The organism is Mucilaginibacter sp. L3T2-6, from assembly GCF_030519355.1.
Lineage (GTDB): Bacteria > Bacteroidota > Bacteroidia > Sphingobacteriales > Sphingobacteriaceae > Mucilaginibacter.
Window position 1 is genome coordinate 370543 of record NZ_JAUMKC010000002.1, and the last position, 25003, is coordinate 395545.

The following is a 25003-nucleotide window of genomic DNA, read 5'->3' on the forward strand; positions in this document are numbered from 1 at the left end:
TTGTATATCAATATATTATCGTATCCGGTAAAAGTGGGATTTTACACTTAGTTATCCGCGCAATTTATCTAATAAATCACTTAGCAGGCCTGCTTCTTCTTCGGTGAGGTTGTTTTGGAGAAGGTCTTTTATCTTAAATTCCTCATCCATTTTTGCCAATACTTTCAGCCCTTCATCGCTGATGCGTATGTCAACGGCGCGGCGGTCGCGGGTATTGGTGCAGCGTGATACCAGGCCTTTCTGTACCAGCCTGTCTACTATGCGGGATGCGTCCGACATTTTATCCACCATGCGTTCCTTTAATAAATTTACAGTAGCCGGGTTTGGATACTGGCCCCTTAAGATCCGCAGAATGTTAAATTGTTGTATAGTAATGTTCTGTTTTTCGAACAGGGAACGGGTTTGATTATTTAGCCAGCTATAGGTGTATGAAATATTAATAACAGCCTTTTGGTAATTGTTCTCGAATTTGCTGCTTTGTATTTCTTCGTCTATCCGCATGGTTAATAATTATGTTACACAAATATCCTTAATTATTTTTTAATATCATCTGCCTGTTTGGGTTTTCCATAATTCCAGGGACAGTTAAGACACTTATTTTTACAGCAATATCCGCGCTTTAAATGATATTCTTTGGTGAATACCAATAACCCATCTGCATTTATATAATAATCTATGCCTTCTTTTAGCATTGGTTTGTGATTAATTGAACTGGATTGATTAGGTTATCCTTGGTGATAGTGTCGTTTCCAAAACTTAATCAACTAAAAATCATTAATTTAAGATCTTCACAGCAATTTTATCGCCGAAATGTTTTTTTAAATGCAGGCCGTTGCCATGCAGCGTCCATATTTGTTTGGGTTTTACTTGCTCAACAGCCATCAGGATGTCGTTCCAATCTACGTGATCCGAGATAAATAGCGTGTCCTGTTTATTTACTTGCAGGTTTTCCCAGCCAGAGGCAAAAAAACGCTTTACATCTTTCGCCCTTATGTAGCTGTCGAAAGTGAAGGGGGGGACGATGTAGACGAACTCTTCCTGCTTTTTCATTAGTTTCCGGCCGTATATTTCGTGCCGGCCAACCGGATAACCCATTTTCGCATAAATGGCGTTAATGGGCATGATGCGATGATGCACCAGTATGCGTTTTTGCGGTGCATATTCATTTATCAGGCTGATCAGCCGCTGGCTTTTACCCAAGCCGTAGGCTCCCAGCAGAATATTCATTTTTACATCATTCAGCTTTTTTATCTCGGCAACAGGATCTGGATGAAGTACTGAAGGATCAGCAAAGGTGCTTTCAGTTATCAGCACGTCAGCTTCTACCCATTCAATCGGCTCACAGGTGGCGTCCGGCTGAACTTTGTAATCGCCGGTATACAGATAGCGCACCCCGTTGTATTCCATCAGCACCTGCGCAGAGCCCAGCATGTGACCAGCAGAAATAAATGTTATTTTTACCCCTCCGACTGCAAAAGCAGAATGATAGCCAGCTAAATTGAAACATTTACCGACATTCCTACCGTAGCGAAGCGCCATAAAAGCATGCGTCGCTTCAGTACAGTAAACCGTGTTGTTGCCACTGACGGCATGATCAGCATGGGCGTGCGATATCACGGCTGTGGTAACGGGTTGTACCGGGTCTAAATAAAAATCACCGTATTTGCAATAAAGGCCGTTAGGGTTTATTATCAGAAAGTCGTCCAGGATAGTATCGGTCATTAAACGGTTTTTATTTGGCGGATTAACGATTAAGCAAGCAAGGTTAATGAATGCCGGCCAACGATAAGATTTTATTATGCAAACTCAGGACCTGCGGTATCACCAGTTGCACATCATCATTCACAATAATATAATCGGCCAGCGCGGCCTTTTTTGCTTCGGTAAACTGTTTGTTTTCGCGGCTTTCAATTTCAGCCCTGGTAAGGTTATCACGCTGCATCACGCGTTTAATGCGTGTTTCAGCCGGAGCTGTTACAGTGATGGAATAATCGCACATTTTGTACGAATCACTCTCAAATAGCAGTGCTGCCTCTTTCAAAACATAGGGTGCGTTACCGTTTGTTTTTACCCACTCATCAAAAGCCCTGAAAGTTGCCGGGTGTACTAATGCGTTTAACTTGGCAAGCTGTTGGCTATCATTAAAAACAATACTTGCTATATATTTGCGGTTAAGCGTCCCGTCGTTAAAATAGGCCGTATCACCGAAAGCAGTTTTTATACCGTCAATAAGTACCGGATCGGTAACCATTGCTATTTTTGCGGCATCGTCAGCATAAAATACTGGTACACCCAATACTTCAAATACCTTGCAAACGGTAGTTTTGCCGCTGCCAATGCTACCGGTTAAACCTATTTTAAGCATTATTTCCTGATGATAAAATCAATATTCTGTGGCTCCACCTTTACTATTTTAGTAAACGCAGGCGATTTGAAAATTACTACAGGCAAGGCTTTATAGCCGCGCTTTTTCCAAAGATCCAGGTCGGCGTTCGCTTCAAAAAAATCTTCAGTGGTTTGTGCATACCGGGTTAGCGACGTTGTAAACGTTACTTTTACCTTCTGTGGAAAGATCTTAACGTCATCATAATTATGGTTGTTAATCAGCTTTACCGGTATCTCCAATGTTTTTTCGGTAAACTCATCAACCGGGATAGTTACATCAGTGCTCTTGGGGTAAACGCTCACATTGCCTTCTTTTACCGGCTGCAGGGCCAGATGCTTATTAACAGTTTCGCTTACGCTGTCCAGCTTCAGCGTATCTGTATTCCAGCTGGTCATTTTATCAATAACATTGGCAGGGCCGTTAACTATAACATAGCCCGGCTTAAGAACAACGTTACCCGACTGTGAAAACTGGTGCTTGTATTGTATGGCCGTGATCAGTTGAATCGGCAGCCTTTTAACTTTTCTGTTCGAAAAATCAAAATACAGCGTATCAGAAACAAAGCTGGTGATTTGCTGGCTTGGGTCGCGTTTTGAGTTTATTTGCGGTAACTGTGAACTTAACACTATATAACTCTTTGTTTCAAGCGTATGCAAGTCTACCGCGACGCTTGTATTGTCCGGATGCATTTTTGAGAAGAGCATTTGCCAGCCGCTTCCGTTAATGACTGCGCTGACGGTATCGGATTGAAGAGAGTGAAAGGCACGCTTCTGCGGCGCATTCCTAAAGCTCAAAACTTCTTTAACGGTGTAGCTGTAAGTGTTTGACAATACCGTAAATACCCACGCCACAATAGCGAGCACCAGGCATGTAAAAAACGCCGATACCCTTCTCCGTTCTGTCGCTGATAATTTGATTATTGCCATATTTTGAGGTTAAAGGTTAAAGGCGAAAGGAAAAGGGTGAGATAATCTCGCCATTTACCTTTCGCCCTCATTCTTTCTGTGCCGATAAGAGCTACTCTAATTTTTCGCTCTTTACCTTCCTTTTACCTTACTTAGTTGCTGCCGGCGTATTTAACGCTTTAGATGCCTCTAATGATATAGCTGATTTATCAAAACGGATTTTACCATTATCAACTTCAATCAAAAAGGTAGTGTCATTAATGTCAGCAATCCTGCCATGTATACCGGCTGTGGTTACTACTTTGTCCCCTTTCTTCAGTTCGTTTACGTATTTCTTCTGGTCTTTTTGTTTTTTTACCTGCGGCCTGATCATGAAAAAGTAAAACACCAGGGCAATTAAACCGAAAACTACCAGTTGTTGCATTCCCATTCCGGTGCCGCTGGCCTGTAATAAAATAGTTGCTATCATTTTGAATTGTTAATAATTATTTGGTAAGCGTTACTTCGCCAATTAAGTGTACCCTGTTTTGCGCAGGATTGGTGTTGGCGGTAATGGTAATTTGTTTATCCTGCAGGCCCACCTTCCCGGCGCTGTTAAATGTTACATGAATTGAGCTGCTTTCTCCCGGCTTAATTGGTGTTTTTGAATATTCCGGCTTAGTACAACCGCAGGTTGCCACAGCATCGGTAATAATAAGCGGAGCCTTGCCTGCATTAGTGAATTTAAAGTCGTAAGTAACAAGATCGCCAGCTTTAATTTTGCCAAAGTCGTGCGTCTCTTTCTCAAACTTCATAACCGCTGTACTGGCATTGCTGGCTGTTTGAGCGCTGTCCGCACTGTTATTGCCGGTTTTGTTTGCATTGCAGGCTGTTAGCAAAATGCCTGCCGTTAATAAGCCTAAAAGCAATTTTTTCATTTGTTATTCTTCAATAAGTCCTCTGCCTATCTTTTTTACTTTGTTTTGTGCTTTAAGGTCTGCCAAAATTTTGTCTAATATACCGTTGATAAATGCATTACTCTTGGGTGTACTAAACTCCTTCGAAATTTCGAGATACTCATTTATGGTAACCTTAACAGGTATCGATGGGAAATTAACAAACTCTGCAATAGCCATTTTCATTAGCAGTGTGTCCATCATGGCTATACGGTCCGGCTCCCAATTTTGCGTCTTGCTGGTAATCAGCAACTGGTAATCGTCATTATGCCGTATGCTTTCCTCAAACAAATTAACAATAAACTCCCTGTCTTCTTCCCAATTGCCGGTTACTTCGGCCAGTTTGTTTTGTTTTGGGTCGTCGTAAGCAAAATTCTTAAAAGTTTTGGCTATCAAGGCTTGCAACACATCTTTGTCAACCGGCCAATACAGGAACATATCTTCAAAAACCTGTTCGGCAAGTGATGATTTTAGGATCACTTTTTTGAAGATAAATTTAATGATGTCCTTATCAGTCTGTATTGTATCGTCGGTCTTTTTCAGATACTCCTGGTAATCTTCGGATTTTTTCAGGATCGTAAATAACGATTTAATCAACTCCGGCTCGAAATTCCAGGCTACCTTATATTTTTTTAATCCGGCAAGATATTCTTTGTTTTGAAGCAGTGATACCACGAACCTGTTGCTCATTATCTTTAAATTGGCGTTCAGGTCGTCGGCTGTTGGTAAGTGTTTGTTTGCCCTTTCTGCTGCATCGGTTTCAGCATATTGGGTAACTTCAGAAATTAGTGACAACATCCAGATGTACATTTCATACACCTTATCAATGGTCAGCAATAGGTTTTTTTCATGCTGCTTAACGTCGCCGCTGTTTGATTGGTGATAGGCGTATAACGACTGGAGGACTTTTACCCTTAGGTGTCTGCGATTTAACATTTTGTAAGAACGATTAAGTTCCGCAAAATTAGCGGATTCTTTTGATTTTAATAGGTTGATTTAACTTTTTTTATATCTGCAATACGTTTTTCGGCAATTTTGTTTGCCGCTTCAATTGCAGAAATGTTTTCGGCCTTTGAAAGCTTTAAAACATTACGGGTAGCTTCATAAATATTTTCTGTTAGCTGCATGGTCCTTTTTCTGGTAAAGCCCATCAGCTCGGAATAGCAATTAATAATACCGCCGGCATTAATCACATAATCAGGCGCAAATAAAATGCCTTTTTCCAGCAGCATCCGGCCCTGTTCATGCTCATCCTCCAGCTGATTATTGGCAGAGCCGGCTATAATGGCGCATTTAAGCTTGTTAATTGTTTGTGTATTAATAGTTGCACCTAATGCGCAAGGAGCGTATATGTCGGCGTCGATATCGAAAATAGTATGGGCGGATACGGCTTCTGCATTATACTTTTTGGCTATTTGCCTTAAATGGTCATCGTTAATGTCGCTGGCATACACTTTAGCGTTTTCATCCCGCAGCAATTTAACCAGGTTTTCCCCCACATGGCCAATGCCCTGTACTATTACCGATTTGCCGGCAAGATTATCATTGCCATACAGTTCTTTAACACAGGCTTTCATTCCCATAAAAACCCCTAAAGCGGTAATAGGAGAAGGGTCGCCGCTGCCGCCTATGGTTTCAGGAACGCCCATAACATGCTGGGTTTCCATGCGTATATATTCCATATCGCGCGGATTGGTGCCCACATCCTCGGCAGTAATAAATTCACCGTTCAGATTTTTGATAAATCTGCCGAATTTACGCAGTAATGCTTCCGATTTATCTTTACGTGAATCGCCGATAATGACCGCCTTGCCGCCGCCCAGATTAAGGCCTGCAATTGACGATTTGTAAGTCATGCTTTTAGAGAGACGCAATACATCATACAAAGCGTCGGCCTCAGTTTTATAAGCCCACATACGGGTACCGCCCAAAGCTGGACCGAGTGTAGTATCGTGAATGGCGATAATTGCCTTTAAGCCGGTGTCGGGGTCGCTGCAGAATACAATTTTTTTATGGCCGTAAGCCTCGAGCTGGCTAAAAATTGATTCGGTAGGGTTGGTGTTCAGCATCAGAGAAACAAAGTAAATAATTCTGTTGGGCTCCCGACAAAAGTAGAGGTTTTTTTTATTGGCGCAAATTTTTGTTGGCGAAGTCCAAGGCAGTACAATCAGAAAATCAGGCAAGCTTTTGAAGATTGGCTTTATATTAAACATTGCATTCGCATTACTTAATGCGTTTGGGCTTTCTTGAAAGTCTGCTGTCATTATCCTACTTTTGGTCTTCCGGATTTCCGGGTACCTTTAAATGAAAGACCTCGCATATCTCAATAAATTCTTTTATAAATATCGCTGGCGTTTAATACCGGGTGTGCTGTTTGTCATTATTTCAAATATTTTTGGCGTCTTGCCGGCACAAGTTATCCGGGTGGCGTTTGACCTGGTGACAGAAAATATTGCCGTATACCGCCTTTTCTCGGGCTTTAACAGGCAGGAGGTTATTTACCAGATATTCGGCAGCAGTTTATTGTTGTTCGGTATCCTGGTTTTGGTATTAGCCCTGTTACGTGGCTTATTCCTGTTTTTTATGCGGCAAACCATTATCCTGATGTCGAGGCATATTGAGTATGACCTGAAGAACGAGATTTATAATCACTATCAAAAACTTTCGCTCGCTTTTTACCGCCGCCATAATACCGGCGACTTAATGAACCGCGTTACCGAGGATGTAACACGCGTACGCATGTACCTGGGGCCCGGGATTATGTACACTATCAATACGGTAGTGCTTTTTATAATGGCTATTGCTATTATGCTAACGGTAAATGTACGGCTTGCGGTATGGTCGGTACTGCCGCTGCCTGTTTTAGCTATTATTATCTACTATGTTAATAACACCATAAATCATCGCAGCGAAAAAATACAACAGCGCTTATCCGCACTGTCGAGCTTTGTGCAGGAAAATTTTTCGGGCATCCGGGTTATCAAATCATATGTCCGCGAAGATTACGTAACAGGTAAGTTCGCTGTTGAAAGCGAGGATTACAAAACGCACTCGATGGAACTGGCAAAGGTGCAGGCTGTATTTTACCCTGTAATGCTGCTGCTCGTAGGCATGAGTAACGTTATTACGATGTATGTAGGAGGGACCGAGGTAATGAAAGGGAATATTACCGCAGGCAATATTGCAGAGTTTCTGGTTTATCTGAATATGCTGAGCTTCCCGGTAATATCGCTGGGATGGGTAACTTCCCTTATTCAAAGGGCCGCAGCATCACAAAAAAGGATAAACGAGTTTTTAAATGAGCAGCCCGACATCAAATCGCCTGATGCCCGCCCGTTGCCGATTAATGGCCGGATAGAATTCAAAGATGTGTCATTTATATACCCCGACACTGGCATACAGGCGCTTAAAAATGTCTCCTTTGTCGCTAATCCCGGCGAGATGATAGCCATTATAGGCCGTACCGGGTCAGGAAAATCGACTATTGCTAATTTGATTATGCGGATGTATGACACAACCGGCGGGAGGATTTTAATAGACAGTGAACCAATAACCCGGGTTAACCTGGATAGTTACCGCTCGCAGATAGGTTTTGTACCACAGGAAGTATTTTTATTTTCGGATACGATAGCCAATAATATTGCATTTAGTGCCGATGTTTTGGAGATGGATAAAGTAAGGCAGGCGGCAAAGGACGCTGCGGTTTACTCAAATATTATGGAGCTCGATAAAGGCTTTGAAACCCTGATCGGCGAACGGGGGGTAACTTTATCGGGGGGGCAAAAGCAGCGCGTGTCAATAGCCAGGGCCCTTGTAAAACATCCTCAGGTATTAATTTTTGATGATTGTTTATCGGCTGTTGATACCCGGACAGAGGAGGAAATATTGAGCAACCTGGGCCGCAATATGCTGGGTAAAACAAGTATTATTATTGCGCACAGAATATCGACCATAAAAAATGCCGATAAGATTTTAGTTATGGATAATGGTGAAATTATAGAACAGGGCAACCATGATTACCTGATGGAAAAAAGAGGCACATATTTCGAATTGTACGAAAAACAGCTGCTTGAGGAAGAGGAAAATGTGTAAAACCCTCCGAAAATTAAAATATTCTCAACAAAAGTTTAATATTGTTTGAATAAATGCTTGCTCTTTGAAAAATTATTTATATTTATGCCAACCAAAACTAGTTACGATAATATTATTATGGGAGATTTTGACAACAGAGAGCGTGAAGAGGTTTATTCAAAGAAGGTAAGGGCAGGGAAACGGACCTATTTTTTTGACGTAAAAGCGACCCGTTCAAACGACTACTATGTTACCATAACCGAAAGCAAAAAACGGTTAGAGGACGGCGTGTTCATCAAACACAAGATTTTTTTATATAAAGAAGATTTTGAAAAATTTGCTGAAGGCCTGAAAGAAACGATCGACTACATCAAGGCAAACCAGGAGGTAGTTGAAAAGCGCTATGAGTACAGCGAAGCCCAGGAAGTTGGTAAAACAGCTGATGAGGATTTTTCCTTCGAAATTTAAAAGAGAACAAACTAAACAAACTAACTATTTTTTTAACCCCTGCCTAACCAGCAGGGGTTTTGTTATTTACAGTGTTTTATCTGTTCATCATTGAGGATGCAGTAATGCCGAATATTATTGCACCAATGATAATAAGTGCATAAAGGCATAAGATAACTATGGTTAAAATACCCCATAGTTTAAAAAATGACTTTAGTTTCCCAAGAGCGGCGGTAACATGCATTTGGTCGGCGTACATAATGCCTTTTTTGATGCGGCTGCCAAACTGGTATAAAAACAGCGAAAAGAAAAAGTAAAGCAGACCAATCAACAAATAAATCACGGTGATGAAACCGCCCATACCCGACATTATGGCGGCGCCGGGGTTGTCAGGTTGTAAACGCGAGAGGGTCGCCATCATGGTACCTGCAAATAATGCAGCGATAGCTATAAAGCCAGTAAAAATAAAGCCTATTATCCCCAAAAAAGCCGCCCATTTTCCCGATTCGCGAAGATAAGTTTGGCTTTCATAATTTAATGAGATACTTGGGGCGGCATCCGCCATTTCAAAACTGTCTGTTGTTTCCATTTGATTTCAATTGTTTTTAGAGTTTAAGATTAGCTAAAGTTAAAAACTAAAAACTGTTTTGCAACGGATAAGCAGCAGAGTTTGCAAATATGCCCTAGCTTACTCCGCCTGCGATTATATGGCTGAGCAGTGCTGTAGGATGCCCTGCTGCGTGGCTGTGGCTATGCAGCACATTATGCATAACGATGGACGCCATACTAAAATAAATGATCAGGCCGGTAACATCAACCAGCGTGGCAACAAAAGGCGCCGATGATGTAGCCGGGTCCAGTCCGAGTCGTTTCATTGCTATTGGCAGCATGGAGCCTGCGAGTGAGCCCCACAATACGATACCCACCAGGGAGAAGCCGACAGTGAAAGCCACCAGTAGCCAGTACGGGCCATAAATGTCGCTGAAAGAGCTCCATACAGCTATTCGTAAAAAGCCGATTACGCCAAGTATCGAGCCAAGCATTAAGCCCGAAAGTATCTCGCGGCGCATAACACGCCACCAGTCGGCAAGCGTTACTTCGCCCAACGCCATTGCCTGTATGATCAGTGTAGAAGCTTGTGAACCGCTGTTCCCGCCGCTGGACATAATCAGTGGGATAAAAAAAGTAAGCTGTACCACCACAGCTATTTCATCATTAAAATATTGCATCGCTGTGGATGTGAGCATCTCGCTTAAAAACAAAATGATCAGCCAGCCCACTCTTTTGCGCACCAGCCGGAACAGATTAATATCCAGGTATGGCTCGTCCAGCGCCTCGGTACCACCTATTTTCTGTATGTCTTCGGTATATTCTTCGTTAGCTATCCATAAAATGTCATCTACCGTAACTATGCCAAGCAAAATATTCTGACTGTCAACTACCGGCAATGCGGTGCGGTTATTCATCCTGAAGATATTAATCGCTTCTTCCTGCGGATCGCTGGCGCTTAGCGCAATAAGCCGGCCGTCCATCAGCTCGCTTACCTTCGTTTCCGGCTTTACCAATAATATTTCGCGGATACGAATATCATCCAGCAACACACCACTTTTATCAATCACGTAAATAACGTCAATGGTCTCCGAGTTTTTACCATAGCGGCGGATGTGGTTCAATACACGCTCAACATCCCACTCTTTTTTTACAGCAACATAGTCAGGTGTCATCAAACGGCCTACTGAATATTCTTCATAACCTAGCAGGGTAAGCGCTTCCTTACGGTCGGTAGGCGAGAGCAATTGAATCATCTTCTGTACTACATCGCCGTGCATTTCTGCGAAGAGTGACGTGCGGTCATCGGGTGGTAGCTCGTTAATTATACCGGCAATGCGCGGGCCCGATAGCTTTTTAATGATGCGTTCCTGTGTGGGAAAGTCAAGAATGCGGAAAACGTTAACGGCGCGGTTGAGGGAAAGGGTTTCGATAAATAAGGGCCCATGCTCGGGCATTTCGTCAATCAGTTCTTCAACGTCAGAGATGTTGAGGTTGTTCAAATATTCCTGCAAATGCGTATTGTCCACCGTGCCGAGTATTGCATTGATTTGGTCAACCATCTCTTCCATAAAAAAACCTCCTTTTACATGTTATTATTTGCCCTGATTTGCGTTGCGGCAAAAGTCGTTTTTTTTTTCAAAACGAGGGAATTTTTTTCTGTTATCTTTGCGGCTTTTTAGAGGGTGGTTGTTCGAGTGGAATAAGTTGATTAAGTTTTACAGATTCGGCTTTTCTTAACTCCATTAACCGCTCACTTAATCAACTCAATCAACTATAGAAAATGGGACTTCAATGTGGTATAGTCGGTTTGCCAAATGTGGGTAAATCAACTCTTTTTAATTGCTTATCGAATGCTAAGGCGCAGGCGGCAAACTTTCCGTTTTGTACCATAGAGCCCAATGTGGGTGTAATAACTGTTCCTGACGAGCGCTTAACAAAGCTTACAGAAATTGTTAATCCAAAAAACGTAGTGCCAAATACTATTGAAATAGTTGACATTGCCGGCCTGGTAAAGGGCGCCAGCAAAGGTGAAGGCTTAGGGAACCAGTTTTTGGCGAATATCCGTGCCACCAATGCAATCATCCACGTGTTACGTTGTTTCGATAATGATAACGTAATCCATGTCGATGGCTCGGTTGACCCTATACGCGATAAGGAAATTATAGATACTGAGTTGCAACTGAAAGACCTTGATTCTATAGAAAAGAAAATAAGCAAGGTTGAAAAAATGGCCAAAACCGGCGGAGACAAAGAAGCTAAAAAAACTTTCGATGTGCTTAGTGTTTATAAAGACCATTTGCTGGCCGGTAAATCCGCCCGGACGGCACCGGTTGCCGAAGAAGATAAAGAATACGTTGCCGACCTGTGGCTGCTTACTGCCAAGCCTGTACTCTATGTGTGTAACGTCGACGAGGCTTCCGTTAACACCGGCAATGCTTATGTTGAAAAAGTAAAGGCCGCCGTAAAGGATGAAAACGCAGAGGTGCTGATTATTTCTGCCCAGATTGAATCGGAAATTTCTCAGTTGGAAACTTACGAGGAGCGCCAAATGTTCCTGGATGATTTAGGGCTTACTGAATCAGGCGTTAATAAATTAATCAAAGCTGCTTATAAGCTGCTTAACCTGGCTACTTACTTTACCGCAGGCGTGCAGGAAGTACGTGCATGGACAATTACTGCGGGATTCACTGCCCCGCAGGCAGCCGGTGTTATCCATACCGATTTTGAAAAAGGCTTCATCCGCGCCGAGGTAATTAAGTATGACGAGTTCGTAAAATATAATGGCTCCGAAGCCGCTATAAAAGAGGCCGGTAAATTGGCGATAGAAGGTAAAACCTATATTGTGCAGGATGGCGATATTATGCACTTCAGGTTTAATGTTTAACCAGGGTTTACACCTGTAAACCCTGATGAAACTTATTGATTATCAGAGTTTTTCAAGTAGGCTTAAAATTAACATATTGATAATCAATATGTTTCAGGGTGTTCGCGGTGTTCGTGTGGTGAAACGGAACGCTATTACCGGAGTATAATGTGTTAAGTTTTAAACGATGTCTGCCAGTTTTGAGGCTGTCGTCCGGAAGGGCTGTCTAACTGCCACGACTAATATCTATCTGTAAAATAGGAAATCAAAATCCGCTATATTTTTTACCTTTAGGACATTAAATTTACCTATGGCCGCTTTTAAACTATCCCCGGAGAAAATCCTCCTTTCTGCTCTCTTTTTTTTATTGTCCGTTTCTTTTTCATCAGCGCAAAACACCTATGAATTAAACGAAGGCTGGAAATGCCGGAAAATTGCAGACGTAAATGCCGATGGTTCGCAAATCTCAAAGCCCGATTACACCGTCGATAACTGGCTGCCTGCAACCGTTCCGGGAACTGTTTTAACCACCCTGCTAAACAATAAGCTGGTACCCGACCCATTCTGGGGGATGAACAACGAGCACATAAAAGATATTTACAATACCGGGCGCGAATACTACACGTATTGGTTTATTAAAGATTTTATACAGGCGGCGCCAGCCAATGGCCAGGTTTATTTAAGCCTGCGAGGGGTTAATTATGGCTGCGAGGTATTCCTGAACGGCAGAAAGCTAAATAAGCAAACTCATTTTGGTATGTTTTTGCGGCAGAGCTATAACATCACAGCGTTGCTTAATAAGACAGGAAAAAACAGATTAGCTGTATTGGTTTACCCTCCGGATCCGGTGGGCAACGCCAACGGCGGCCAGGGTGGCGATGGCCAAATCGCCAAAAATGTGGGACTGCAATACACGGCCGGTTGGGATTGGATTCAGCCTATGCGCGACCGTAATACAGGCATTTGGGATAAGGTAACCATAGAGACCACAGGCGTTGTAAGAGTTACCGACCCGCACGTTATTACGCTGGTACCAGGCGTAAGGCAGGTTGAAGGTAAGCAAGCGCCGGCTATGATTAAATCGTCAGCAACATTGAGCAATCCAACCAATAAGCCAGTGAGCGGTGTATTGAAGTTTACCATAGATGGACAGTCAATATCAAAAAAAGTGGTTGTTAAGCCTTATTCCAGCATGGAATTAAGTCTGAATGATTTTACCTTAAATAATCCGAAACTATGGTGGCCAAACGGCTATGGACCGCAGTACCTTTATAAAGCTACAATACAGTTTAACGTTGGAAATAAAATATCTGACAAAGCCGACATTAATATTGGAGTGCGCGAATTACAGACGAGCTGGAATGAACAAACTAAAAGCCGCCAGGTGGCTGTTAACGGGCAAAAGATATTTATTAAAGGAGGTAATTGGATTATATCGGACGCTATGCTGCGTTTCAGCGACGCACGCTATGACGCAGAGGTGCGCTTTCATCACGATATGAACCTTAACCTCATCCGTGTGTGGGGCGGGGCATTGGTTGAGCGCCCCGAATTTTACAACGCCTGCGATAAGTACGGTTTGCTGGTATTCCAGGATTTTTGGATATCAGGTGATGCCAATGGCCGCTGGCTCGACCCGAAGAAAAAGGATGACCAGTGGACACGCCGCAAATATCCCGACGATCACAAACTGTATATACAATCTTTAGTTGATCAAATAAAGCTGGTGCGTAACCACCCGTCGCTGGCTATCTGGTGCGGCGGCAACGAGATCACACCGCCTGAAGATATTTTACTTCCATTGCGGGATACCATTTTGCCAAAGCTGGATGGCACCCGCTGGTTTGTGGAATATTCTAATTCAGATAAAATGTCACTCAACACTATTGGCGGTAACGGCGACGGGCCGTACGGTATCCAGCCTGATTCAGCCTTTTTTAAAGTGCATACCTTTCCGTTTAATTCCGAAATTGGCTCGGTAGGTATCAACGACTTTGAATCGCTTAAGCGGTTTATCCCGACGGCTAACCTTATTGCACCTGAATTTAATGCTGATAAGAGGAAATCGAAAGTTGATTCCGTTTGGGATTACCATAAATACATCGGCTACGATGCTTCAATAGAACCCTACGGCAAGGCTGCCGACGCGAAGGATTTCGCCAATAAAGCCCAGTTGGTTAATTACAATCAGTACCGGGCATTAATAGAAGGGTTCAGTGCGCACATGTGGGATTGGTATACCGGAGTTATTATCTGGAAAACACAAAATCCCTGGACTGCCATGCGCGGCCAGATGTATGACTATTACCTGGACCCTAATGCCTGTTTGTATGGCCTGCACAGTGGCAGTGAGCCCTTACACGTAATGTATAACCCAATAGATGGCATGGTGACCATTGTGAATAATACCTTCACTGCTAAACGCGAGCTGATGCTGTCTGTTAAGACCTATGACATGCAGGGCAAAGAACACCTGCTTACCCAGGTTTTTGAAGAAATACAGCCGCAATCGGTAAAAGGATTTTTACCGATGAAGGAAGGACTCAATGCGCTGGCTAAGAAAGAAGGAGTGTTTCTTTCACTGAGATTGACAGATTTACATCAGAATATTGTAAGCGATAATTTTTACTGGCTGCCTGATGAAAAAGGCGTCTATTCGGGGCTGAAAAAAATAGGCCAGGCGCAGCTGGCAGTATTAGCAAAACAGTTATCACCGGGCAAAATAGAGGTGAGCTTAAGCAATCCCGCAAATGGTCCGGTTGCATTCTTTAGCCGTTTGTCATTAGTTGATGCTGATAGCCATACTCGTTTATTGCCGGTGTTTTACAGCGATAACTATGTATCGGTATTACCAGGCGAGCACAAGGTGGTCGTAATAGAATACGATGCGGCAAAAATTAAAACCAAGCCCACGCTTAGTGTAAGCGGGTGGAATGTAAAGGAGGTCTTTTTGGCTGTTCAATAGGGTCACTTAAGGGGCAAATTCGGGTTGTATCTTATTGAAGATAATAGCAAATAGCCAACCAACCAAAATTCCATACAGCGCCCCAACAGTAACATCAATGGGGAAATGTACGCCTACATATACCTGGGCAAAGCTTATTAAGCCAGCCCATAGTAACGCCCAAAGCCATATCCAGCGCCATTTTTTATGGAATAACATAATCAGGAAAAAGGCCATGGCAAAGTGATCGGTGGCGTGTGTGGATGGGAAACTGTAGCCTGTACCGCAATTTACACGGACGGTGGCTGTTTGTGATACCACTGCATCACGGCAGGGACGGGCGCGTTTCACAAGCGGTTTAACGATACTTGCGCTGGTAAAATCGGCAAAGCCAGCCGATAGAGCCAATAGCAAAATAACAATCAGTCCTTGTTTTTTGTAACGGTATACGCAAAACCCGATGATGAAGATGTACAGCGGTATCCAGAATTTTGGGTTCCGCAGTAAAGGCATAATCCAGTCAAAGAACGGATTAGCTAATTGATGATTAACAAAATAGAATAAATGCCGGTCGAGCTGTATAAGGGAATCGGGCATATTGCATTAAAAATTGTAAATATAGACAAATAGGCTTGCCTTAAAACAGTACGATTTTTATTATTGCATTGCTTAAATATCTTATTTTTGCGCCACAATAAAACAATTACACTTTGACATTAATAAAATCAATCTCGGGAATCAGAGGTACCATTGGTGGTACGGTGGGCGAGGGTTTAACCCCGTTGGATATTGTAAAATTTACTGCTGCTTACGGCAGTTGGGCCGTTAATAAAACCGGCATAAAAAAGTTAGTTGTTGGCCGCGATGCCCGTTTATCGGGCGCTATGCTGAACAGTCTGGTAATCGGTACTTTACAGGGGCTGGGTATTGATGTAGTGGACATCGGCCTGTCAACAACCCCCACCGTTGAAGTTGCGGTTCCTGACGAAAAAGCTGCCGGTGGTATCATTTTAACTGCCAGCCACAATCCCAAACAATGGAATGCGCTTAAATTACTAAATGCAGCCGGTGAGTTTATCAGTGATGCGGATGGTAAAGAAGTGCTTGATATTGCTGAAAGAAGTGATTTTAAATTTGCCGATGTTAACGACCTTGGTAAGGTTACTACAGACGACAGCTACCTGCAAAAGCATATCGACAAAGTACTGGCTTTGCCTTTGGTTGACGTTGAAGCGATTACCAAAGCAAACTTTAAAATAGCGATAGACTGTGTTAACTCGACAGGGGGCATTTTTATCCCGGCATTATTAAGAGCTCTGGGAGTAAATACCATTTATGAATTATATTGCCAGCCAGACGGGCATTTTCCACATAACCCCGAGCCGCTTCCTGAAAACCTGGTATCGCTTTCAAAGGAGGTTGTAAACAAGCGTGCAGACCTGGGCATAGCTGTTGACCCTGATGTTGACCGCCTGTGCTTTGTTAATGAGGATGGCAATGTTTTCGGTGAAGAATATACCCTGGTTGCCGTTGCTGATTATGTACTGAAAAATAATAAAGGGAATACAGTATCGAACCTGTCGTCAACCCGGGCTTTGCGCGATGTTACTGAAGCAGCCGGAGGCGAATATCATGGCGCCGCGGTTGGAGAGGTGAACGTGGTAAACAAAATGAAGGAGGTGAACGCAGTGATCGGCGGTGAGGGCAACGGCGGGGTTATTTACCCTGAATTACACTACGGCAGGGACGCCCTGGTAGGTATCGCGTTGTTTTTAACACATTTAGCTAAATACGGTAAATCTATATCTCATTTAAGGGGAACTTATCCGGGTTATTTTATCTCGAAAAATAAGATCACCCTTACACCAGAGATGGATATTGATGCTTTGTTATTGAAGGTAGAAGAAAAATACAAGAAGCAGCCTCATACTACGATCGATGGCCTGAAGATAGAATTCGATAAAGAATGGGTACATTTGCGCAAGTCGAACACTGAGCCCATTATTCGTATTTACTCGGAAGGCAACTCTGAAACGGTTGCAAATAACCTGGCAAATAAGATCATTGCCGACATTAAAGAAATTTTAAAATTAAGTTAGTCGGAAAGTCCGCAAGTCCGAAAGCTGAATCATAAATAATAGTTTAAGTGAATTAACGATCGGGACAATCGCTAATTCACCAATTCAATAATTCAATAATTGCTTCATGCGCGTTTATTTTGACAATGCCGCTACCACACCCCTTGATCCAGAGGTGATGAAGGCGATGTATGCCGTAATGGAAAATACCTACGGAAATCCATCTTCTATTCATTCACACGGCCGTGAGGCGCGCACGTTGATTGAAAGATCGCGTAAAACCATAGCTAATTTATTACATACTTCGCCTGCAGAAATTTTCTTTACTTCGAGCGGTACTGAAGCGGATAATATGGCCATCAGGTGCGGCATACTTGACCATGGCATTAAACACGCCATCACCAGCCGTACCGAGCATCATGCGGTACTGCATACGATGGAAGCCCTTGAAAAGTCGGGCGTCATTAAACTAAGTTATGTAGATATTGATGGTAAAGGCAGTATTGATTACGACCATCTTGAAAAGCTGCTAAAAGAAAACGACCGCAGCTTTGTTTCATTGATGCACGCCAATAACGAAATAGGCACCTTATCGGATATGGAGCGTGTGGGCGACCTTTGCGAGGCGTACAATGCAATTTATCATTGCGATACTGTGCAAACTATGGGGCATTATCGGCACGATTTAAGCAAGCTAAAAGCTCATTTCCTGGTTTGTGCAGGCCATAAGCTGCATGGCCCCAAAGGAGTAGGCTTTCTGCACATTAATCATCGTATAAAGATTAAACCTTTGATTTATGGAGGTGCTCAAGAGCGCAACATGCGGGGCGGAACCGAAAATATATACGGTATTGTAGGCCTGGCAAAGGCGCTTGAATTAGCCTATGCAGAAATGGAGCAGCACCAGCAACATATACAAGGACTGAAAAGCTATATGATGAACCGATTGATTGAAAGCATCCCCGGCATCAATTTCAATGGTGAAACAGACCCTTCAAAAAGCCTTTATACAGTATTAAATGTACAGTTTCCTGAAATGGAAATGGCGGACATGCTGTTGTTTAATCTGGACATAGCAGGCATATCAGCATCAGGCGGCAGCGCCTGCAGCTCAGGCAGCGACATTGGCTCTCACGTATTAACTGCTATCGGTTCCAGTCCGTCAAGGCCTTCTGTAAGGTTCTCATTTTCAAAATACAGCACGCGGGACGAGGTTGATTTTACCTTAGGCAAGATCCGTGAGCTTTGCCTGGTGAATGCCTGAGTTCGGCCTTTTATTTCTGGCAAGGTAGTTTCATTTGATAATTGGTAAATCAACATGGCATAATTGTTGGGATTATTTAATTACAAATTAAAACTACCATGAATTCATCTAATAAAGATTACGGAAGAGAGCAGGAACGTCCGGGTCAAGGTAACCCGAATGAGATCCCTGAAAAAAGAGAGTCAGAACATGAAAAATCCGGCTACCCTCACCAGGTAGAGCAGGAACAACAGCAGGAAGGTAACGATGCTTCATATAGCGAACAAACTGATGTTACCCCTCCGAATCAGAAAGAGTTCCCTTCAGTAGGTAATGCCACCACAGATTTCAGACCAAGTAATCACGGCCGTACTACAGGCCGCATGGTCGGTCATGAGCCCGGCACTGAAGGTATATAAGCCATAACACCGGTAACAATTCGCATTTATTAAACCGAGAGGCATCATGCTGATAGCCTCTCATTGTTACATTAATTAAGACATAAATTATGGACCCGCGTGAAAAAGATCTCAGGCAAAAAATGGAAGAAGATAAAGATGATGCTACCGAGCGCTTTCCGAATGCACAAAACTCAAGCGCCGCAGAAATAAATCGTGGTATTGACCCAAGCCAGAAAAATTATATGGGTAAATCAAACACCGGCCCTGAAGGCCCGAACTGGGACCTGGAGAGTAAGGATTCCGATGGAGATACCAGCCAGAACGCCGGAGTTTTTAAATAAAGATTTTCGCCTTATCGATTTTGCCGTTTCGTTTATTGGAACGGCTTTTTTTTGTCTGAGTATTCGAGCTGTTTTTTCTTATTTCTATTTTTTATAAAACATTTTTCTTAAAATGAAAGTTATTAAATCAAAAATAAACCTATAATACTATGGAAAACAATAATGAAAATTTTGGTAATCGCAGGGACGAAGACCAAAACAGACGTTCAGCGAGCGAATTAAGCTCGGGGGCAAATTCATCTTCAGGCAGTGGATTGGGCAGAGATAATAACTGGTCAAATTCACAGGAAAGCCAGTCAAACTCCACTTCAGATCAGAATCAGGACGATTTTGAACGTTATGGTAATTCGCGGGGTAATCAGTCTGGTTCAATGGGCGGCCAAAACAGTTATGAGGGTTCACAAGAGAGCCAATCGAACTCGCAGGGCCAGTCAAATTCACAAAATTACGGCGGCATGCAGCAAAACCAGGCTGGCAGAGACGACCAGAACAGCTACGGTAATTCGCAGGAAAGCCAGTCGAACTCGCAGGGCATGGGCTCACAACAGGGGCGGTCTGATCTGCAAAGCGACCAGCGTAGCGACTCCGAATCACGTGTAGATAATTCCGAATGGCAAAGCGGTGAGAGCAATAATGACAATTATAGCACCACACAGGAAAGCCAGCAAAATACGGAAGGCGGCCTGGATGAAAATGAAGATACCGAAGAAGATTTTGAATCGGATGACGATGCACAGTACCCCAGCGGTTCAGCTCAGCTTTAATTTTAAATCCAATAAAAAAGCGGGGCCGTCAATCATTGACGGTCCCGCTTTTTTAAATATTTTACTCTTGTTTAGTTCTCCATCATTTTCAGGAATGATGAAAGTTTCTCCTTCATCTCTCTGCGGTCGACTATAAAATCAAGGAAACCATGCTCCTGTACGAATTCTGCAGTTTGGAAGCCTTTTGGCAAATCTTTCTTAATAGTCTCTTTAATAACCCTTGGCCCGGCAAAACCAATCAATGCGCCGGGTTCAGCAATGTTTATATCACCCAGCATGGCGTATGATGCGGTTACACCGCCTGTTGTAGGGTCGGTAAGCAGCGAAATAAACGGCAGTTTAGCTTTTGAAAGTAATGCAAGTTTGGCAGAGGTTTTTGCCATTTGCATTAACGAAAAAGCTGCCTCCATCATACGGGCGCCGCCTGACTTAGATATCATCAGGAATGGAATTTTATGCTCAATACAATAATCAATAGAGCGGGCGATTTTTTCACCTACGACGGATCCCATTGAACCGCCGATAAAGTTAAAATCCATACAGGCAATAACCAGCGGCTGACCGCCCATCTTACCTGCCCCGGCACGAATAGCATCTTTCAGACCGGTTTTTGCCATCGTCTCCTTAACCCTGGCTGTATATTTTTTGGTGTCTTCAAACTCCAGCGGGTCGCCTGAGGTAAGGTTAGCGAACAGTTCTGTAAATTCGTTGTCATCGAAAAGTATCGAGAAATATTCCTTTGAGCCTATGCGTAAATGGTAACCGCAGTAGTGGCAAACATATTGGTTTTCAACCTGCTCTGAATAGTGAAGAGGCTTTTTACATTGCGGACACTTGTTCCAGATACCGTCAGGAGCTTCCTTCTTTTCCTGAGTGGTTGTAATTATCCCTTTTGTTTCCCTTTTAAACCAAGCCATATCTGTATCTAAGTCTTTCAAATTAGGATACAAAGTAAAGCATTTTTTTAGATAAATGGTTATAGATATAGGCTCCCGGGAGTGGATTATATATTTTTGGTTTTGGGTACCAAAACGGCATTTATAATGTGCAGCATACCATTGCTCTGTAATATGTCAAATTTACTGATAATACTCTCTCCGCCATTATCATCTATCAAAACAATATTACGGTTGCTGTCAATCTTGGCAGTCAGGGTACTACCCGCAATAGTGCGGAATGTTGCCTGTCCGTTATTAGCGTTTATTTTATGCTGGATATCTTTTACGCTAAATTTGCCTGCAATTGCATGACTGGTGATCAGGTAGTTTAAATCAAGTTTATGATTTGGCTTTAAGAGCGTATCAAGTTCACCCGCCGGCAATTTTTCGAAAGCCTGGTTTGTCGGAGCGAAGAAAGTAATAGGGCCTTTGCTTCTAAATGTTTCGGTTAATCCCGCGTCTTCAATAGCGGTTACCAGTAAACTATATTCTTTCGAAAGCTCTATATTTTCGATGATATTATTTGACGATATCATCGCCGTTCCGTTTACATTTTTTACTTTCCCCCACTTAGCCTTTACCGAATCAATGACGATATGGTTCGAGGAGGCGCTATCCTGGGCAAATAAACTCTGAGCACTAGCAGCCACCAATAAGAAGATAAACCATTTTTTCATGGCGGCAAAGGTAGGGTTATTTGCCTGCATAGTCAAGTTTCGAAAAGAATCAAGGGGCAGGAACCAGGAGCGGAAAGTATGCACTGTTTTTCAAGTCTTGATTTCTGACTATTGGTTCCTGCCTCTTTAAAAATTACCATCCCGGTGTAAAGCCCAGGCCAAACACAGGTTTATTAACGTCGGTGCGGTTAAACGGCACTGCGAAATAAGGTTCCAGAACAAAATAGCCGAATACGTTTACCCTCAGCGAAATGCCCGCGCTAAGGGCCGGTACGCGCTGGTTAGCATTGTAAACCGGGTCCTGTATCTGATGTCCGTTCTTGTCTAAAATAGGGTTGCCATTGCCGTCTACCTCGCCTTTGTGGCCTACTAAATCGGGGCTCATACCGAATTTTATCTGGTTGCCGCTATTCCAGGCCAGGCCTGCGTCAAAAAAAGCATTCAGCTCGGTGAAAAGAAATTTAGATTTAAATTGAGATAGTTTCTCGGGCCCTGTAAAAGGCAGTCTCACCTCGAAGTTGGCTACAGCAATACGGTTGCCCGACAATTGATCGATCGTGAAGCCATTGGTAGGTTTCTTTCCATTGTTATTATAAAAGGTTTGCGCTTCGTAGCCGCGGATAAGGAACGGATAGCCCACATATAGCTCATACAGGTTGCCGGTGTTACCAAAGCGGCCGTATCCGTACAAACGCGCCGCAAAAGTTACAGGCGCTGCACGCAGATAGCCGCGCAAATCAACCGTCGGGGCAAAATAATGATAGGTGCCAAAATCATACTCAGCCTGTAGCCTGTAGCGGTAACCGTTTAAAGGCGATGCCACGCCGAAAAAAGAGTTGTCGCCAACCAAAGCCGTATTTACATTAAAAATTGTTAAAGGCGACAGGTTAAAGCCTGCATTTGCCGGGTCGGAATTATATTCGCTGTTTGGTACGTGGCGTTTGGTATAATCAATTACCCGGCCAAGCGTATCATAAACCGTGGTATATCTTTCAACCCGGTAGTAGTATTGCGCAACTCCTGTACCAAATTCTATCCTTGTTTTTTTGGTGAAAGGATAGGATGTAAAGAGCGAAGCCTGGTCCTGGAAAATCCGGATAAGATCATATCGCTCCTCCACCGAGGGAATAGTCGTATTGCTATTTACCTGGTAGTTTGAGTTTACAACACTATAATTGGCTGTTTGAAATGGAATATGCGAAAGGCTTCCGCCTATATTCCATCTGCCGGTTTGGTTGATATAAGTAAACTGTCCGCCGAAATCATAAATCTCACCATTCACTGCCAGCCCGGCATAAATTTGGTTACGGCCCAAAATATCACTGAACACGCCCTGAACGCCGCTTGATAATCCCGCACCATACTGGCTTACCGACGCCCCTACGCCGCTACTCGCCAGGTAGTCAAGCTTAAATTTCGATTTATAAGGGATTGTTTTTATCGAGTCGACAGGCAGTTTAGGATAGGCCAGGTAGTTATTAAGGTTGGAGTTGATCAGGTCGACGCCCACTGCGCGGGCAGGAGGGAGGATGCCTGCACCGAAATCGCCGGGTTTACCCACAACCGGTTGCGGCTTAAAATCGCTCACTTTAGCATTATATAACGCATATTTCTGCTTTGCATAGTACGAGTAAACTATATCGTTGTTTGCCGAGATACTTAATGCAGGCGAATATTCGGTTATGCCGCATACGCCTGTAAATAAATTGGTCATTTGCTCAAGGCCTCCTGTTGCCGGCGTATAGCGGTACATATTGCGGAAACCGTCGTGATTCGAAAGGAAGTAGATTTGCGTTCCATCCGACGAGTATTGAGGGTTCAAATTATTGGCCCCGTCAAATACATTAATATCGGTCACTTTCCCTGTGGCCAGGTCCAACTCGGCCAGACTGAATGTTATCTGGTAGGAAAGTGTTTGGTCATATGTTTTCCTGTCCGTAGCAAAGACTACCTTTTTGCCGTCGCGCGAAAAGCTGGGTTGATAGTCAGTGTACTTATCGTTGGTTAATTGTTTAACCTGTTTGGTGTCGAAATTATAGAGATATAAATCTACTTGTCCATTTGCAAGTCCCTGAAAAACAATATTCTTTCCGTCTGGCGACCAAGATAGGTTGCTGAACTGTTCTGCTTTGCCCATAGCCTCATCATCAATGATGCTGCCGGAGGCCACGTCGACAACCACCATTCGGTTGATGCCTTTGTTAAACACACTGAACGCAAACTTCTTACTATCCGGAGACCAGGCGCCCGCCGACTCGATGAAATTAAATTCATCTATATGCGTACTGGATACTTTTTTTGTAAGTTTTCTTATAATCCTTCCCGTTTTCGCATCAGCTAAAAATAAGTCTACTTCAAATAAGTTTTTCTCCGATAAAAATGCAAGGTATTTACCATCCGGGCTTATCGCAGGGGCAAGGTTCATTTTCCCGGAGTTGCGCTCGTCTTCTATGCGTGTTCCCACCGGCGTCTCTACAGTATCCTTTAAATAAGGTTTATAGGTGGCCTCGATCGCGTTTTTCCACAAGCCAGAGAGGGTTTTATCATCATAACCAAACGTACGTTTGATGCCATAGCCAAGGCCGAAGCGCGCCACGTTTTTAAAGAACGGGACAATTACCGTATCGCCGTAAGTGGAACCGATGAATGAATAAAAAGCTTCACCGTAACGATATGGGAAGTATTTGTTGGACTCGGTCAGATCCCTAACCGTTGGAATATCGTGATTTAGATAGGCATCGCGCATCCACATAGCCGTATAAGCATCTTTTTTACCTATCGAGAGGTATTCTGCCATACCCTCGATCATCCAAAGTGGAATGTTGCCTATATTTTCGAATGATACCGAATCACTGGTTTGCAGGGCGTGATATTGAAAGGCATGTACCAATTCGTGGCCGATCACATGGCGCGTCATCTGGTTACTTTCCATCACCGGCATTACAATCCGGTTTTTCAGCCCTTCGGTAACACCGCCGGTGCCTACATCAATCTCGCCATCCAGCGCAGTGGTCTGCTGGAAGTCCGGGTGGTCGGCATAGAGTATGATAGGGTTTACCCGCTTAAAGGTATCCCTGAAAACCTGTTGGTGCAACGTGTACCACAGTTCACTTTCCTGGGCAAAGCGTTTCAGCATGCTGTCGTTTTTCAGGTAATAATAGATTTCAAAGTGAGGGGTTTTGTAGACCTTGAATTTCAAGTCTTTATAGCGCACCTTGTTCTGTCCGAAGTACTGCGCTTTAGCGGTAAGTGCAGGGAGAAGCGAGGCTGCTGCACAAAAGAGTATAATAGAATATTTTTTGATGCAATTGCGGAGATGTTTATTCATACAGGAAAAATAGAATAAGCGCTAAATTATTTAAAAGTTGGCATTAGTTGTAGCGGTTGTAAGTAATGCAAATGTTAAAGTAATTAATGTTCTAAAACCAATTCACCCGTTACAACCACTAAAGCTATTG

The 25003-nt window shown here is 43.3% G+C and carries 24 protein-coding genes; 9 read left to right on the forward strand and 15 right to left on the reverse strand.

What is annotated here, in order from left to right; translation table 11 throughout:
* Positions 1-51: 51 nt before the first annotated feature.
* From Q3W13_RS04015 to Q3W13_RS04055, 9 genes are all read right to left on the reverse strand, one after another.
* Positions 52-501 (reverse strand): MarR family winged helix-turn-helix transcriptional regulator, encoded by a 450-nt coding sequence (locus Q3W13_RS04015; protein WP_302861536.1) that lies wholly within the window; start codon positions 499-501, stop codon positions 52-54.
* Positions 502-533: 32 nt separating this feature from the next.
* The gene (locus Q3W13_RS04020; RefSeq protein ID WP_302861538.1) at positions 534-692 is read right to left on the reverse strand and encodes a DUF5522 domain-containing protein; all 159 of its coding nucleotides are present in this window, start codon (positions 690-692) and stop codon (positions 534-536) included.
* A gap of 82 nt (positions 693-774) precedes the next feature.
* Complete coding sequence (locus Q3W13_RS04025) at positions 775-1722, reverse strand: exonuclease (protein ID WP_302861540.1); 948 nt, start codon at positions 1720-1722, stop codon at positions 775-777.
* A gap of 43 nt (positions 1723-1765) precedes the next feature.
* Positions 1766-2365: a dephospho-CoA kinase gene (gene coaE, locus Q3W13_RS04030; RefSeq protein ID WP_302861541.1), complete on the reverse strand. Its 600-nt coding sequence runs from the start codon at positions 2363-2365 to the stop codon at positions 1766-1768.
* Positions 2365-3312, reverse strand: a complete 948-nt coding sequence (locus Q3W13_RS04035; RefSeq protein ID WP_302861542.1) for a YbbR-like domain-containing protein — start codon at positions 3310-3312, stop codon at positions 2365-2367. The genes coaE and Q3W13_RS04035 overlap by 1 nt, the downstream gene beginning before the upstream one ends.
* 127 nt (positions 3313-3439) lie before the next feature.
* On the reverse strand, positions 3440-3760 hold the full coding sequence (yajC, locus tag Q3W13_RS04040) for a preprotein translocase subunit YajC (RefSeq protein WP_302861543.1): 321 nt from the start codon (positions 3758-3760) through the stop codon (positions 3440-3442).
* 16 nt (positions 3761-3776) lie between these two features.
* The gene (locus tag Q3W13_RS04045) at positions 3777-4208 is read right to left on the reverse strand and encodes a DUF1573 domain-containing protein (RefSeq protein ID WP_302861544.1); all 432 of its coding nucleotides are present in this window, start codon (positions 4206-4208) and stop codon (positions 3777-3779) included.
* Positions 4209-4211: 3 nt separating this feature from the next.
* Positions 4212-5162, reverse strand: a complete 951-nt coding sequence (gene nusB, locus Q3W13_RS04050; protein WP_302861545.1) for a transcription antitermination factor NusB — start codon at positions 5160-5162, stop codon at positions 4212-4214.
* Between the two features lie 47 nt (positions 5163-5209).
* Complete coding sequence (locus Q3W13_RS04055) at positions 5210-6295, reverse strand: Glu/Leu/Phe/Val dehydrogenase (RefSeq protein WP_302861547.1); 1086 nt, start codon at positions 6293-6295, stop codon at positions 5210-5212.
* Positions 6296-6530: 235 nt separating this feature from the next.
* Between Q3W13_RS04055 and Q3W13_RS04060 the strand changes: the two genes are divergently transcribed.
* Together Q3W13_RS04060 and Q3W13_RS04065 are read left to right on the forward strand one after the other, a co-directional pair.
* A complete protein-coding gene (locus tag Q3W13_RS04060; protein ID WP_302861549.1) occupies positions 6531-8318 on the forward strand; it encodes an ABC transporter ATP-binding protein in 1788 nt (595 codons plus the stop codon).
* 117 nt (positions 8319-8435) lie between these two features.
* Positions 8436-8765, forward strand: coding sequence for a DUF3276 family protein (locus Q3W13_RS04065; RefSeq protein ID WP_302861652.1), 330 nt, complete (start codon positions 8436-8438; stop codon positions 8763-8765).
* Between the two features lie 76 nt (positions 8766-8841).
* Here the strand turns inward: Q3W13_RS04065 and Q3W13_RS04070 are convergent, their stop codons facing one another.
* Both Q3W13_RS04070 and mgtE read right to left on the reverse strand, forming a co-directional pair.
* Positions 8842-9333 carry a DUF5362 family protein gene (locus tag Q3W13_RS04070; protein WP_302861550.1) on the reverse strand — a complete coding sequence of 164 codons (492 nt, stop codon included), beginning with the start codon at positions 9331-9333 and terminating at the stop codon, positions 8842-8844.
* 94 nt (positions 9334-9427) lie between these two features.
* On the reverse strand, positions 9428-10864 hold the full coding sequence (gene mgtE, locus Q3W13_RS04075) for a magnesium transporter (RefSeq protein ID WP_302861553.1): 1437 nt from the start codon (positions 10862-10864) through the stop codon (positions 9428-9430).
* 212 nt (positions 10865-11076) lie between these two features.
* Here mgtE and ychF point away from each other — a divergent pair, with 212 nt between their 5' ends.
* Together ychF and Q3W13_RS04085 are read left to right on the forward strand one after the other, a co-directional pair.
* Positions 11077-12180 (forward strand): redox-regulated ATPase YchF, encoded by a 1104-nt coding sequence (gene ychF / locus Q3W13_RS04080; RefSeq protein WP_302861555.1) that lies wholly within the window; start codon positions 11077-11079, stop codon positions 12178-12180.
* Between the two features lie 289 nt (positions 12181-12469).
* Complete coding sequence (locus Q3W13_RS04085) at positions 12470-15124, forward strand: glycoside hydrolase family 2 TIM barrel-domain containing protein (RefSeq protein ID WP_302861557.1); 2655 nt, start codon at positions 12470-12472, stop codon at positions 15122-15124.
* Positions 15125-15130: 6 nt separating this feature from the next.
* On the opposite strand, the gene Q3W13_RS04090 is transcribed toward Q3W13_RS04085, so the two are convergent.
* Entirely contained in the window at positions 15131-15700 is a 570-nt protein-coding gene (locus tag Q3W13_RS04090; protein WP_302861558.1) for a phosphatase PAP2 family protein, read from the reverse strand.
* Between the two features lie 113 nt (positions 15701-15813).
* On the opposite strand from Q3W13_RS04090, the gene glmM reads away from it, so the two are divergent.
* The 5 genes from glmM to Q3W13_RS04115 all read left to right on the forward strand — a co-directional run bounded on the left by glmM (position 15814) and on the right by Q3W13_RS04115 (position 19930).
* On the forward strand, positions 15814-17202 hold the full coding sequence (glmM, locus tag Q3W13_RS04095) for a phosphoglucosamine mutase (protein WP_302861560.1): 1389 nt from the start codon (positions 15814-15816) through the stop codon (positions 17200-17202).
* A 106-nt stretch (positions 17203-17308) separates the two neighbouring features.
* Positions 17309-18445, forward strand: a complete 1137-nt coding sequence (locus Q3W13_RS04100; protein ID WP_302861563.1) for a cysteine desulfurase family protein — start codon at positions 17309-17311, stop codon at positions 18443-18445.
* 98 nt (positions 18446-18543) lie between these two features.
* A complete protein-coding gene (locus Q3W13_RS04105) occupies positions 18544-18843 on the forward strand; it encodes a hypothetical protein (RefSeq protein ID WP_302861564.1) in 300 nt (99 codons plus the stop codon).
* An 89-nt stretch (positions 18844-18932) separates the two neighbouring features.
* The gene (locus Q3W13_RS04110) at positions 18933-19166 is read left to right on the forward strand and encodes a hypothetical protein (RefSeq protein ID WP_302861566.1); all 234 of its coding nucleotides are present in this window, start codon (positions 18933-18935) and stop codon (positions 19164-19166) included.
* Positions 19167-19315: 149 nt separating this feature from the next.
* Positions 19316-19930, forward strand: coding sequence for a hypothetical protein (locus Q3W13_RS04115; protein ID WP_302861568.1), 615 nt, complete (start codon positions 19316-19318; stop codon positions 19928-19930).
* A gap of 71 nt (positions 19931-20001) precedes the next feature.
* On the opposite strand, the gene accD is transcribed toward Q3W13_RS04115, so the two are convergent.
* The 3 genes from accD to Q3W13_RS04130 all read right to left on the reverse strand — a co-directional run bounded on the left by accD (position 20002) and on the right by Q3W13_RS04130 (position 24873).
* A complete protein-coding gene (accD, locus tag Q3W13_RS04120; protein WP_302861570.1) occupies positions 20002-20847 on the reverse strand; it encodes an acetyl-CoA carboxylase, carboxyltransferase subunit beta in 846 nt (281 codons plus the stop codon).
* Positions 20848-20933: 86 nt separating this feature from the next.
* Positions 20934-21575, reverse strand: a complete 642-nt coding sequence (locus tag Q3W13_RS04125) for a fasciclin domain-containing protein (RefSeq protein WP_302861571.1) — start codon at positions 21573-21575, stop codon at positions 20934-20936.
* Between the two features lie 103 nt (positions 21576-21678).
* On the reverse strand, positions 21679-24873 hold the full coding sequence (locus Q3W13_RS04130; protein WP_302861573.1) for a DPP IV N-terminal domain-containing protein: 3195 nt from the start codon (positions 24871-24873) through the stop codon (positions 21679-21681).
* Positions 24874-25003 lie beyond the last annotated feature (130 nt).